At 30.8% G+C, this 14,138-nt stretch carries 15 protein-coding genes; all 15 read right to left on the reverse strand.

Annotated elements, in window-relative coordinates; translation table 11 throughout:
• Positions 1-78: 78 nt before the first annotated feature.
• The 15 genes from rfbB to ACNQF8_RS08230 all read right to left on the reverse strand — a co-directional run bounded on the left by rfbB (position 79) and on the right by ACNQF8_RS08230 (position 14,100).
• Positions 79-1,125, reverse strand: a complete 1,047-nt coding sequence (gene rfbB / locus ACNQF8_RS08160) for a dTDP-glucose 4,6-dehydratase (protein ID WP_417951967.1) — start codon at positions 1,123-1,125, stop codon at positions 79-81.
• A 1-nt stretch (position 1,126) separates the two neighbouring features.
• The gene (gene rfbD, locus ACNQF8_RS08165; RefSeq protein ID WP_417953233.1) at positions 1,127-1,987 is read right to left on the reverse strand and encodes a dTDP-4-dehydrorhamnose reductase; all 861 of its coding nucleotides are present in this window, start codon (positions 1,985-1,987) and stop codon (positions 1,127-1,129) included.
• Positions 1,980-2,531: a dTDP-4-dehydrorhamnose 3,5-epimerase gene (gene rfbC, locus ACNQF8_RS08170; protein ID WP_417953234.1), complete on the reverse strand. Its 552-nt coding sequence runs from the start codon at positions 2,529-2,531 to the stop codon at positions 1,980-1,982. Before rfbC ends, rfbD begins: the two co-directional genes overlap by 8 nt.
• A gap of 106 nt (positions 2,532-2,637) precedes the next feature.
• Positions 2,638-3,537 (reverse strand): NAD-dependent epimerase/dehydratase family protein, encoded by a 900-nt coding sequence (locus ACNQF8_RS08175; protein WP_417953235.1) that lies wholly within the window; start codon positions 3,535-3,537, stop codon positions 2,638-2,640.
• Positions 3,538-3,552: 15 nt separating this feature from the next.
• Positions 3,553-4,299, reverse strand: coding sequence for a glycosyltransferase family 2 protein (locus tag ACNQF8_RS08180; RefSeq protein WP_417951971.1), 747 nt, complete (start codon positions 4,297-4,299; stop codon positions 3,553-3,555).
• Positions 4,300-4,308: 9 nt separating this feature from the next.
• Complete coding sequence (locus ACNQF8_RS08185) at positions 4,309-5,016, reverse strand: glycosyltransferase family 2 protein (protein WP_417951972.1); 708 nt, start codon at positions 5,014-5,016, stop codon at positions 4,309-4,311.
• Positions 5,017-5,040: 24 nt separating this feature from the next.
• On the reverse strand, positions 5,041-5,886 hold the full coding sequence (locus ACNQF8_RS08190; protein WP_417951973.1) for a glycosyltransferase family 2 protein: 846 nt from the start codon (positions 5,884-5,886) through the stop codon (positions 5,041-5,043).
• A 59-nt stretch (positions 5,887-5,945) separates the two neighbouring features.
• The gene (locus ACNQF8_RS08195) at positions 5,946-6,890 is read right to left on the reverse strand and encodes an EpsG family protein (protein WP_417951974.1); all 945 of its coding nucleotides are present in this window, start codon (positions 6,888-6,890) and stop codon (positions 5,946-5,948) included.
• 262 nt (positions 6,891-7,152) lie between these two features.
• Positions 7,153-8,208, reverse strand: coding sequence for a glycosyltransferase family protein (locus ACNQF8_RS08200; RefSeq protein WP_417951975.1), 1,056 nt, complete (start codon positions 8,206-8,208; stop codon positions 7,153-7,155).
• Between the two features lie 239 nt (positions 8,209-8,447).
• Positions 8,448-9,761, reverse strand: a complete 1,314-nt coding sequence (locus ACNQF8_RS08205) for a flippase (protein WP_417951976.1) — start codon at positions 9,759-9,761, stop codon at positions 8,448-8,450.
• A gap of 30 nt (positions 9,762-9,791) precedes the next feature.
• Positions 9,792-10,685 carry a glycosyltransferase family 2 protein gene (locus ACNQF8_RS08210; RefSeq protein WP_417951977.1) on the reverse strand — a complete coding sequence of 298 codons (894 nt, stop codon included), beginning with the start codon at positions 10,683-10,685 and terminating at the stop codon, positions 9,792-9,794.
• A gap of 9 nt (positions 10,686-10,694) precedes the next feature.
• The gene (locus ACNQF8_RS08215) at positions 10,695-11,558 is read right to left on the reverse strand and encodes a dTDP-4-dehydrorhamnose reductase family protein (RefSeq protein WP_417951978.1); all 864 of its coding nucleotides are present in this window, start codon (positions 11,556-11,558) and stop codon (positions 10,695-10,697) included.
• Between the two features lie 8 nt (positions 11,559-11,566).
• Entirely contained in the window at positions 11,567-12,685 is a 1,119-nt protein-coding gene (wecB, locus tag ACNQF8_RS08220) for a non-hydrolyzing UDP-N-acetylglucosamine 2-epimerase (protein WP_417951979.1), read from the reverse strand.
• Between the two features lie 2 nt (positions 12,686-12,687).
• Complete coding sequence (locus ACNQF8_RS08225; RefSeq protein WP_417951980.1) at positions 12,688-13,098, reverse strand: cupin domain-containing protein; 411 nt, start codon at positions 13,096-13,098, stop codon at positions 12,688-12,690.
• A gap of 6 nt (positions 13,099-13,104) precedes the next feature.
• The gene (locus ACNQF8_RS08230) at positions 13,105-14,100 is read right to left on the reverse strand and encodes a polysaccharide biosynthesis protein (RefSeq protein WP_369769588.1); all 996 of its coding nucleotides are present in this window, start codon (positions 14,098-14,100) and stop codon (positions 13,105-13,107) included.
• Positions 14,101-14,138 lie beyond the last annotated feature (38 nt).

Consider the following 14,138-nt stretch of genomic DNA (forward strand, 5'->3'; position numbering starts at 1 on the left):
TGGAATCGCTTTTTATGTATAGGTGTTTGCTTACGCATAAAAACTTAATGGCGATTTCATTTTTTTTTTGATTTTTGACTAATTATATTGTTTTTCGTAATAGGTTGCGTATTCGCCTGAAGTAATATTATTCAACCACGCTTGATTTTCCAAGTACCAATTTACGGTTCGTTCCAATCCCTGCTCAAAAGTAACGGATGGCTTCCATCCCAATTCTTTATTTATCTTACTGGCATCAATGGCATAGCGCAAATCATGGCCGGGACGGTCTTTTACATAAGCAATCAATTGTTCTGATGTTCCCGCTGCTCTTCCTAACTTGTCATCCATTATTTTGCAAAGCAATTTAACCAAATCAATGTTCTGCCATTCGTTAAAACCACCAATATTATAGGTGTCGTGGTTTTTACCTTCGTGAAAAACCAAATCAATCGCTACGGCATGATCTTCAACAAAAAGCCAATCACGTGTATATTTCCCATCGCCATAAACGGGTAAAGGTTTATTTTGAATAATATTATTAATAAACAAAGGAATTAATTTTTCAGGAAAATGGTAAGGTCCATAATTATTGGAACAATTTGTCAATACATAAGGCAAACCGTACGTTTCTCCATAGGCTCTTACAAAATGATCCGAACTCGCCTTTGAAGCAGAGTAAGGAGAATTAGGATCGTAAGCTGTAGTTTCTGTAAATAATCCTTCGGCACCCAAACTTCCATATACCTCATCAGTGCTGATATGATAAAAACGTTTCCCTTCATAATTGCCGTTCCATATTGTTTTGGCGGCATTCAATAAATTCATAGTTCCTATCACATTTGTTTTCACAAAAGATAACGGATCAGTTATGGAGCGATCCACGTGAGATTCTGCAGCTAAATGCAAAACTCCATCAAATTGATGCTCAGCGAATAATTGATCTATAAATGTAGCATCAACGATGTCTCCTTTTATGAAAGTATAATTAGAAGCTTTTTCAATATCGGCAATATTCTCTAAATTCCCCGCATAAGTCAAAGCATCTAAATTAAAAATTTGATACTCTGGATATTTATTAACGAAAAGTCGTACTACGTGAGATCCTATAAAACCTGCACCACCAGTTATTACTATTTTTTTCATTTTATATAATTTTTAAACATTTTTCCAAACTATCTTTATAATTCGGTACAACAACTCCAAAAGTATCTTTTATTTTAGTTTTATCCAATAAAGAATATTGAGGGCGTTTTGCTGGAGTAGGATAATTTGACGAGGAAATTCCACTAACTTCACAATCAAAATTTCCTAATTCTTTAATTGCTAATGCAAATTCATACCAACTAATCTCTCCCTCATTAGAAAAATTATAAATACCTGCCTGCCAATTAGTATTTGTCAATATCGTGAGGATAGCTTGAGCCAAATCTGCGGCATAAGTTGGGCTACCTATCTGATCATTTACAACATTTAAGCTATCTCTTTCTTGCATTAGTCGAGACATCGTTTTTACAAAATTATTTCCAAAACTGGAATACACCCAGGAAGTCCTGATTATAATTGAATTTGGATTTTCTTGCAAACAAGCCTTTTCACCTGCCAACTTAGTCATACCATAAACATTAATAGGATTCGTTGGCGCCGTTTCAGTCAATGCTGTAGCTGCAGTACCGTCAAAAACATAATCGGTAGAAACATGAATCAATTTACAGTCATTGATCTGACTCCATTTTGCTAGTACAGCAACTGCCTGGTGGTTTAAAACATCTGACAGTTCTTGCTCAGATTCTGCCCTATCTACAGCAGTATGTGCAGCACAATTGATAATAAACTGAGGACTTATAGTGGCTAATTTAGTTTCTAAAGCTGCTAGATTGCATAGGTCCAGTTCTTCTCTGTCAGTAAAAACCCATTCAAACTGAGTATACTTTTTTGACAATACAGCTAATTCAGAGCCCAATTGTCCTTTAGACCCCGTAACTAAAATTTTTCCTTTATTATTCAAAACTCCAATCTATTTCGTTAAAACTAGGCAAAATCAGATCCTTTTCTGAAACAATAATTTCTTCAGAATCTAATTGCCAATTTATGGCGAGAGTTGGGTCATCATAACGAATCCCTCTCTCACTTTCTTTATGGTACAGTTGATCTACTTTGTACATTACTGAGGCAGTTTCACTCAAAACCGAAAAACCATGAGCAAAGCCATGAGGTACCATTAATTGTTTTTTATTTTCGGCACTTAAAATAACACTAAAATGCTGCCCATAAGTAGGCGAATTTTTTCGCAAGTCTACCGCTACATCCAGGATTTCTCCTTCTAAGACGCGAACCAATTTAGCTTGCGCAAAAGGATTAATTTGTAAATGTAAACCTCGAATCACTCCACGCCTTGAAAATGATTGATTATCTTGAATGAACTGATATTTTATCCCATTTTCATGAAATTGAGCTTGGTTGTAGGCTTCAAAAAAGTATCCTCTTGAGTCTTCAAAAACTCTTGGAGTTATGATTACTAAATCTTGTATAAATGTTTTTTCAATAGTCATTTTCTAATATATATTTTAACTTTTTTTTAATAATTTTTTTTCTAATTGTATAACAAAAAATTTAAATAATAGGCCTTAAGGATGCAAAACCAATCAATCTATTATACTAAATCGTATTCCTTTTTAAATATGCTACAACGGATTCAGGATTCCAGTTTAATAACTGCCTTACCTTAGAATCGTCAAACGTTAAATCCGAAATTATTTTTTTTAATTTCAAAGAATTTAAAGGAGCTTTATCTCCAATTAAATCACCCAAATACCCTATTAATTGAGCGATAATCAAAGGCAAATTATTGGCTTCTTTTTTGTTTTTATGGAGTAAAAGTGCTGAACTTAATTCCTCAAAACTGGGATGAGAACCATCTGTAAGATTATAAACTCCTCCTACCGTAGCTACAATTGGAATAAATGAAACTACATCATGAACTAATACCATACTTTTTTTGGCTTTCCCTCCACCGATATTAAAATAATATCCGTTGTCCATAGCTCTTAACATAGTTCCCAAATTACCGGGTGGATTTGCTCCAACCAACAAAGGGAGACGCAAAATAGTGCAAACCACATGGTGTTGTTCACACCATTTTAAAACGAGTTGCTCTGCTTCTATCTTACTCAATCCATAAGAATCTTTGGCTTCTAAAGGATGCTCTTCGTTAATTTGGATACCATTTTCTTGGCCATAAACAGAAACGGAACTAATAAAAACAAATTGTTCCGGCAAACCCGTATTTTCTAATCCTTGCAATAAATTTCGTGTGCCCAAAACATTCACATCAAAAAATTGTTTATTCTCGGCCCTCCCATTTGGAATAGCATGAGCTTTACCGGCAGCATGAATAACCAAATCAAATTTTTGATTGAAAATAGGAATTTCATTATCTAAAGAAACCTTGTAATCTCCTGAAGACCTGGACAAACCGAAAAGAGTATTGCCTTTTGACAATTCTTTTACTATAGATTTTCCTAAAAAACCATTTGCTCCTGTTACTAATATTTTCATTTATAGGGTAATCATCTAAATAAATTGAGCTAAACGCTTAAATATTCTTAAAGGCATTAGATAAAGTGGAGCTTGCAAATCATTATTTTTCCAAGCTTTAAGTACTTCTTTATTTTGGACAACTATGTTCGTAAAACTCTGGTTTGTTGCACCTCCCAGTCTCATTTTAATTACTAACCTGTTAAAATATTTAGATTTAAATTGATGCTTTTTAAACATTCTCAACATTAATTCATAATCGGCTGCCAACTTGTACTGTAAATCAAACAATCCTGCTTTTTTATATACCGTATTCCTAACAAACAAGGCGGGATGTGGCGGAACATTTGCATTTTCAAAAAAACTGTTGTAATAGCTTTTTGACTTCCAATTTCGGACCACTTTATTGGTATCATCACTCTTTACATACACCAGATTTCCATACAATATATCCAGCTCAGCATCATTGATAAACTCTTCCATAACTGCCGCGATAACTTCAGAATCCTGATACAAATCATCTGAATTTAATATCCCTATTACATCTCCTGTACAGGCAAGAATCCCTTTATTCATGGCATCATATAAACCTTTGTCTTTTTCAGAAATAAAATAACCAAGGTTTTCCTTGTAATCATTTATCAAATTAACGGTATTGTCTTTAGATTTTCCGTCTATAATAACATATTCAATGTCTTTATAGGTTTGCGAAAGAACCGATTGTATCGCTTCCTTAATAGTCTTTTCGTTGTTATATACAACTGTAATTATGGATATTTTCATTATATATTTTTAATTAATGAATGATCTTTTGATTAAAAAAAAGCACAAATAAATTCTATATTTAATTTTGAACCATCTTGATGTTGATGAAATTAATCCGCCACTCGAAACGTTCCCGTCATGTCTTCTGTAATAAATAAGTTTGTCATCTAATACTTTATGTTTAAAAAGAAATGATCCAACTAAAAACAACCAATTATCATGTGTACAAAATTGCCTGTTAGAAGGAAAAGGAAGTGCCTTTTTTAATATATCTGAACGAAAAGCCAGACAACAGCCTAAATAACTGAATTTAATTAGATTCCCCCAACTACTTTTTTTGACACCTCTCAATTCAAAATAAGAATCTGAAATTATTTCATTAGTACTGTTAATGAGTTGACAATCTGAAACAACTAGATCTGCAGTTTTAAGCTCTTCCAGACAAATGCGAACTTTATTAGGATTCCAAATATCATCCTGGTCGCTTATAAATACAATATCACCCTTTACTTGTTTAAGAGCGTTCTCGAAATTACTGGTATACCCTTTTTCTGTATTAAAAAATAGTTTTATTCGGGAATCCGATATTTTTTGAATAATTGCAATAGTATTATCGGTTGAACAATCATCTGAAATTATAACTTCATCATCTTTACCAAGCTGTTCCAATATCGAAAAAATTTGTTCTTGGATATACTTTTCACCATTATAGGTTGCTATACAAACTGATATCATTTAAAATACATTACTATATGGTTCTTATTTACTGTAAACTCCAAATTTATTATTTCGATAATCTAAATATCCTTTAATGATACTTTTGAATTTCAATATTTTATCGTCTTCAAATAGAATTATTTTTAAAATATCGTTGATGAATATTCTCTTTTCTGTTTTGTTAAAAACAGTTGAAATATTTTTATGCTTTTTATGTACATACAATCTGTTTCTGGTAATATAATACCTGCGCAAACTGGAATGATTCGTTATAATTGCTTTGATGGATAAAAAAGTAACATGCTTAGACTGACCCAATTCATGAACCAATGTTGCATCTGGCAATAGGGCTATCTTATATCCCGCAGCTTTAATCTTTAAACAATAGTCAATATCAACATAATCTATAAACAGTTTATCTTCAAATCCGGCAATATATTTATAAATACTTAAATTAATAAAATTTCCGGAAGTCATTACAACAATAGGCTCATTATTTTCTTTAATATATTTATCATAAATAATACCCTCAATCAAATAATTTGGATAATAAAGTGCAATACTATCATCCTTCATTTTATAAATTTGACTTATAATAGCAGCATTTAAATTTAGAAATTTACTGTCCTGATCCATTGTCAAAACCCATTTCATACCATGTTGAATAGCAAATTCACATCCAATATTCAAAGCCTTTGCAATGCCAAGATTGCCATTATTAAAGATATATTCCAGTTTATGGTCAAATGGCAAGGCCTGAAACAAATTTGCATTTGAAAAATTAGAATTATCAATCACGTAGATTTTATCGACACAATCAATATAACTGTTTATATTTTCAACAATATTTTTATCTGGATTATAGAGAACAACAACGGCAGCAATCATTTATTTTTATTTTTTGATGTAAGACTTTATAAAGGCAATTTTCTGAATTTATTCTCAGCTTAAAACACAATCAATTTCACATAAAACAAATTCATTAGCAAAAAACACATCCCTATAAAAATTACGATTGATTTTGAAAACCATACTGGCTTAAAAGCGTAATAAATGAAAGGGATTAATATAATATCTACTACTGCAAACAATTCATTAATTCGAGTTGCAATTGGCGGCATAACAGCTAAAACTAGATAGGAAATTAGTGAAATACAATAAATTTTTAATAAAATAGGTATATACTTATTGTAAGAAAGAATGAGTTCATATTTAGAAAGTAAAAAATAAAATATCATAATTTTTGCCAAAAAAACAAAATTAAAAACGTTGATTAAAATTGACTCCTCATTTCCCAATTCCATTAATGTTTGATAAATTGAAATTTTCGTTTGTATCACTGATATGGGAATAGTAGTTATTAAATTTATTCCGGAAAAATAGATCAAATATCCTACTGGTATTGAAAACAACAATACATTTTTTCGTGCTTTAATACCTAAAAACCATAAAGGTAATATCACAATTGCAGAATAATGAAACAAAAAACCTAAAACAGCAAACAATAAAAATCGTTTCAGATCTCTGTCATATATGGGCTTGACACATAATAACAAAAAGGCTGAAGCTACTCCCGCCCTGATTTGTGTCATCTCATGCAAAATAAAAAAGTTAGATAAGTACAGTATTAAAGACAAAAACCATAATTCTGTAAGTTGCTTAATTGCTATTAATTTAAAACTAACGCCTAGAATAGCAAACAATAAAAACAAATAAATAGGATAAGGCCCTATAAGTGAATATATAATTTTAGATAGTACTACAAATGCTGGCTCAACTGCTAAAAAATCTTGATCATGAAAATAGGTAACATAATTCACATAATCCCTAACTACTTCTTCGCTGCGAAAACCAGCAATCAAAATAAGTATTAATCCTAATGCAAAAAACAAAATCCATTTGTAAATCTTTTCTTTTGGCAAAAAAAAAGAAATTAATGCAAATAAAAAAAATGCAGAAAATAAAATAAAAATCATTAATTACCTTAATTATTTAAAATAAAAGAAAAACACTTCTATTTGATTTATGTAAATGAACAGGTGAGACTATGTTAAAAAAAAATAAACAGCCATAATGCAAAATATTTATTAGGAGAAAATTTATTTATAAATACTGGAAAATGCTATTTTTAAATAGATTGAAATACAAACCAAATTAATGAGTATTTAATGATTTACGCAATAACTGTTCCCAATAGAAATTATGTTTTTCAGAATCTATTTTTTCTTTAATTTTAATTAAATGAGAAGTATCAAAAGTATCAATAAAAGTTTCCCATTCTTTAAAAGGAACAAAATAGACCAGACCACTCTTTTCAAAAATATTTTTTAATTCTAATAATGGTGTCGACAAAAAAGGGATACCAGCTGTAATATAAAAAGAAGCTTTAGTAGGATAACAAATGTTATAATAAAATCTGGTTTCATCATAAGGAATTATTCCAACGTCACATTTAGATGTTAAATAATGAGCATAGTCTTCCTGAAACTTTCCTAAGTAAAAAACATTGTCCGGCAACTGATAATTTAACATCCATTCCCCCCATTCCCCAATAAGGATTAAGATTTCTTTTTTATTAGTAAATGTTGAAATTAAGGCCTCAATTTGCCTGCCTTTATTCAAACCACCTGCATAAATAAACTTTGTTTCAAGAGAACTGAAACAGTCATGTATGGACTCTGAATTTGAAAAATCATTTACTTTATTTGAGCCATTGATGATCACCTCATAATTCAATTTGAAGGTGTCATCTATATATTTCCCCATTTCATGAGAAGCAAATATAAATTTCGCATTTTTCAAAGCATATAATTTATCTTGAAAAAGTTTATAGGCTTCGTCTACAAACAATTCTAAATCTTTAGCTTGCTCATAAGGCAAATCGTTGACTTCAATAGTGACGTCATTACGATTGATGGTGTATTGAATTAATTTAAATACAAGTGCTCTAATCCAACCATATTTTAGAATAAGCATAGGAAACAAAACCATTAGAGTCCCTTGATGAATAAAAAAAATAGCATCTTTTGAGAATAACATGATTTTCAAAAAATTTAATAAAAAACTAAACCGGACTAAGGGATTTGCACTGTAAACAGGTATAATTAACGCGTTTTTTTGAGCGTAATACTGCCTGAATGCTTTGTTTCTGGACTGACCACCATCATTAAAGTTTTCTGAAAAATGACCTATATAATATGTTTTATTCATGTATTAGAATCAATTATTTAATTTTTTATTTCCTGCAAAGAGGAGATAAACGAGGATACAAACGATTTTTTAATTGCTATATTTAACATAGTCCTGACCGAAAATTAATTAAATATTTTAGCACTCCTCAAATACTAAAACCATCACTTCTTTAATCTTAATTTTAAAAAAATTTCTCAAGAACAATTTGTTTGCCCCTAATGTTAAGCATAAAAAATAAAGATGACAAAACAAATGTCTTACATGTGCTTTATATTACGGACTTGGGCTACTACATTTTTTAATTTAAAGTTGTCTTTTTTAAATAAAATCAAACCTTTGTTTTTTAAAATCAAGTAAAAAGATATGCATAGTACTAATTCTGTAACAATATAACTGATACTTGTTCCGATATAGCTATAATAATAACCCATCAGTAAATTCAATACCAAACTAAAACAAGCGGCAAAACTGGTGATTTTTAAAAACAAATTATCCATTCTTAAATTAAGCATTGTTTGAATGCCCATCAAACTGCTCATAGCCGAAATCAGAGGAAGAAAACTTAAAATTTGCACACTGATTATAGAACCCTCAAAACTTTTTCCATAGATAAGAAAAACAATAAATGGAGCTAATATTAAAATACCCAAACAAATTGCTGCTGTAAAATAAAAAACCAAAGGCACTATTTTTCTTAACTTGAGCATACCATTTTCTTGACTTTCTCCAAAAGCCTTACCTATATATGGGTACAACGATGATGAAAGTGGGATATTAACAACACTTTGAACTATAATGATGAAGCTTACAGCTGTGGTGTAGTACCCTATAGTTTTTGCTCCCGCGAAAAAACCTAAAATAATTATATTTGTTGTTGTATAAAGTGAAAAAATTATAGACGAAAAGAATATCAACCGACCTTCTTTTAAGATAGCTAAGGAATGTTTTATGGAATAAAAAGTAAATTTAATTTTAATCACAAGTATTACATATAAAATAGAAATCAAACTGATTAAAAAATTACTAAAAACACTAATGCTGGCATACAACAACAAATCTTCTTTTTCCGATACAAAAAGGAAAATTAAACTGGTATTTATAACACCCTTTACAAGCGTTAATATACTTAACACCGGTAATTTTTGTAATCCTTGAAATACATACTGCGGTGTTAAAAGAGCAGATATGACCGTTAAAAATAACACTAACGAAAGCTTCACATTTGAATTTAAAAGAGGAACGCTACTAATGCAAATCATAAAACCTATTATTGTTATGATAAACAATAGTAATCTTGCACAAGTGACTTCAGAAAAAACTTTAGAACGAATCTCTACATTATCTGGATCAACCGCAATCTTTCTTGTAGCAGTCAAATCAAAACCGTAATATACTATCAATACAAAATAACTGACAAAAGCGGTAATGTAATTGATTAATCCAAACCCTTCAGGACCTATTATTCTGGAAACATACGGAATCGTTAGTAACGGAAAAATATAATTAACTACTTGAACTACACCTAAAGAAGCTACATTCTTTAAGAGAGTTCTATTTTTAGAGGGCGTCATTTGCTATTAAATTGAGAAGTAGTCAATCGTTTAAAATTTTCTTTGTATTACATACCTAATCTTGAGCCAATAATTTCTAACAGTTAGAAAAAAATATACTTTATTATTTTGATGATAATTGCCTATAGTTAGGAAATTAGCCCTATGATGTAACGAATTTTTAGTTATGTTATTAAAAATACTTTTATTCCTAGCTGCCTTAACATTTATATATTTCTCTTTTTGTTCATCTACAGAGATTTGTTTTACATAATGATTTTGATGTATAACTTTTATTGTATCAACATAATTGATATGCATTCGTTTTTGTTTAACCCTGAATATAAACTCATCATCATCATATCCATGTCCTAAAGCATACCGTGGATCAAAACCACCTAAATCTACTAAATCACTGGTCATCATAGCGGTACAAAAATGATAAGAACTGGGACGATACCTAGAATGATTATACCATCCTAAACCACCATCTGTTTGTACTATATGTGCATTATTTTCAATTAGTGACATTACATTATCCCTATCAAAAAACAACGCGTCATCATCAGTATTTTTTTTATCAAGAGAATAACATCCAAAACTGATATAATCATTTTTTTTTAGATGCTTATCTACATATTCCAATATATTATCAAAGTGATAACATTCCGGATTCTGAAGTATTATTTTATCTCCTTTAGCTTCTTCAAAACCTCTATTAAAGGGAATACAAGGATTACTATACCATTTATCAGACTTGTCTAAACGAATAACTCTTAAAAACGGATAAATTTGTTGTAAATCTTCTAAACGCTCTTCGTCCTCGCTACCGTCATCAACAACAATAAATTCAAAATCAATCGTACCGTAATTAGAAGTCATACTGTCCAAAGTACGTATCAATAACTTTCTGCGATTAAAATAAGCAGTCACTATAGAAATCATAATAAAATTTTATAAATAGTGAGAGTAAATACTGCTATGTTGTAAAATCCATTCCTTTTGACTCTCCAACATCTTCTGATAATCAGGAACTTGATAGTCAAAATCAGTTCGAATACTCACTAAACTTTTATCAACGTTGTAATTACTGTTAGGTTCAATGGTCATTTTACCATTTTTATAAATAGAATTAAATAGAGAAATTAAATTATATTTATCAATCTTGGAAGAGGGTGCTACTTGAATTAAGCCACTTATATTTTGGTTAATAATTTCCAGTATAACTTTTGCTAATTCCAAAGTGGTTAAACCGGACCAAAAAGCATTCGTAAACCCTTTTAATACTGCCGCATCTGATTGAGACATAAACCAATGAAATAAACCGATTCCATTTTGATTCAATTCTGGTCCTATAATAGAGGTACGAATCGTTACATCTTTTGCATTTGTTAATTCCCCTAATGCTTTAGACTGGGCATAGAAACCAATTCCATTTTTGATATCATTTTCAGTATATCCTCCTTCTTTACCCGAAAAAACACAATCGGTACTAATGTGAATTACTTTCGTCTGTGTTTCTTTTGTAATTTCTTCTAAATAATGAGGGAAATAGCTATTAAACCAAATAGCTTTTGAAGGAAAATCTTCCGCATCTTTATTTAAAATTCCGATACAGTTTACCACATAATCAAATTGATTAGCTATAAAAAGAGAACGCAATTGTACAGTATCTGAAACATCAATATCAAATTGTTTAGGAGTTGATTCAATATTTCTGGCTAAACCATAAATATCATACAATTTACTTTCCTCAAAATAATTGTAAAGCATATGACCTGCCATGCCTTTAATACCTATTACTAATATTTTTTTCATTTGATAAATTATTTGTCCCAAATTACTTTATTAATAATTGAAGTGTAACTCTGAATTGCTTTAATGACACGGGCAGAAGTGTTAGTCACTTCGTATTCCTTTGGTAATTCAATATTTATATCAAAAAGGCCTCTTGAAATTTCAATGGCGTTCAATACTTGATCTGTTGTTATCCCTCCCAAAACAATGGTACCTGCATCAATTGCTTCAGGTCTTTCTGTACTTGTTCGTATACTGACAGCTGGAAATCCCATCATCGCTGATTCTTCACTAATAGTTCCACTATCAGAAAGGACAACAAAAGCATTTTTTTGCAATTGAACGTAATCAAAAAAGCCCAAAGGGGGTACATTGGAAATTAACGGATGAAATTTAATTTTATTTTTTTCAATACGATTCTTTGTGCGTGGATGTGTAGAAAAGATAACCGGCATCTGATATTTTTCAGCTACTTGATTTAAAGATTCCGCTAATATTTCAAAATGATTATCCAAATCAATATTTTCTTCACGATGCGCGCTCACCACTATATATTGCTGATCTTTTAAACCTAAGCGAGAAACAACGTCACTGTTTAGAATTTGTTCTTTATATTTTAATAAAACTTCTTTTAAAGGTGATCCCGTAACAAATACATGATCTTTTCGAAAACCTTCACTCAGTAAATAACGACGACTATTCTCTGTGTAAGTTAGATTAATGTCACTGATATGATCTGAAATCTTACGATTAATTTCTTCAGGTACATTTTGATCAAAACAACGATTACCCGCTTCCATATGGAAAATTGGAATTTTTAATCGTTTAGCGGCAATGGTACTCAACACACTGTTTGTATCTCCTAAAACTAATAAAGCATCAGGCAGTTCTTTTGATAAAATTTCGTAGGATTTTGAAATTACGTTTCCAATCGTTTCTCCTAAATGATTTCCCGCAACATTCAAAAAATAATCCGGTTTTCTCAACCCTAAATCTTCAAAAAAGATTTCGTTTAATTCGTAATCGTAATTTTGCCCCGTATGAATCAAAACATGGTCAAAATAGACATCACATTTTTTGATACATTCTGCTAAACGTATGATTTCAGGGCGAGTCCCTAAAATTGTTGCTACTTTTAATTTTTTCATATTTATTTCCATTGAGTTGGATTAAATTTATAATTATCTTCTATTTCTCCTATCCTATAATTGGAAAAAACCAGTAATTTAGAATCCGCTTCTAAAGCTTGGATAGAAGAAGCATAACCAGCATCAACAAGTAAGGCATCTAATGTTTTAGACTGAAGTTCAAATGAAAGAACTTCTAGATTATTAGAAGGACATTCAAAATTATCAACTTTCACTAATTTGATTAAAAATTTGCCTTTAACTGCAATAAACCATCTTTTTTCAATTTGATGGCCTTGCCATGCTCTTTGTGTAGATAAATCCGCATTCTCGATAAAATACATGCGTTTTACCTCTGAAAGATCCAATTCATTATTAAATGATAATGTACCTCTTTCATCTGCAAAAGTATTTCCAATTATTGTAGTAAGCATTTTTATTTAGTCTTGAAATAGGTCAAGTTTTTTTAATAACACTTTTACCCCTTCAACATCTTCTCGTTTTGTGTTATGCGAATTATAATCTTCAATTTCTGGTTGAATCTCTTTTCCTTCGGAGAAATATTTAGCGTAATTTAAATCACGGTTGTCAGATGGGATACGATAAAAATCACCCATATCTTCTGCTTTCATCATTTCTTCACGAGTACATAAAGTTTCATAGAGTTTTTCTCCGTGTCTGGTTCCTATAACTTTAATTTCGCTTTTTATGTTTTTCAATTGACAGATAGCTTCAGCTAAATCACCTATTGTAGCAGCAGGAGCTTTATTTACGAACAAATCACCTGGGTTACCGTGTTCAAAGGCAAATAACACCAATTCAACAGCCTCTTCTAGCGACATTAAAAAACGGGTCATATTAGGATCTGTAACGGTTAACACTTCCCCTTTTTTGATTTGCGATAAAAACAACGGAATAACGGAACCACGAGAAGCCATTACATTTCCGTAACGGGTCAAACAAACTGTAGTATTTGTTAAGTTACGCGCTTCTGCAATCGCAACTTTTTCCATCATGGCTTTAGAGATTCCCATAGCGTTGATTGGATAAGCTGCTTTATCGGTTGACAAACAGATCACTTTATTAACCTTATTGGAAGCCGCTGCGCGAATAACATTTTGTGTCCCTTCTACGTTGGTTTTAACGGCCTGCATAGGAAAAAATTCACAAGAGGGCACTTGTTTTAATGCTGCTGCATGGAATACATAATCAACATCATGCATCGCATATTGTATACTATTGTAATCCCTTACATCACCAATAAAATATTTAATTTTATCATTTTTGTAAAAATTACGCATGTCATCTTGCTTTTTCTCGTCACGCGAAAAAATACGGATTTCTTTGAAATGATCGGTATGCAAAAAACGGTTCAAAACAGCACTCCCAAAGGAGCCCGTTCCACCTGTAATCAATAAAATTTTATCTTTAAACATGTTCTAATGAATATTTTGTCTATTTATTCTATTTTGAC

The sequence above is a fragment of the Flavobacterium labens genome (assembly GCF_048286755.1).
In the GTDB taxonomy this organism is placed as follows: Bacteria; Bacteroidota; Bacteroidia; order Flavobacteriales; family Flavobacteriaceae; genus Flavobacterium.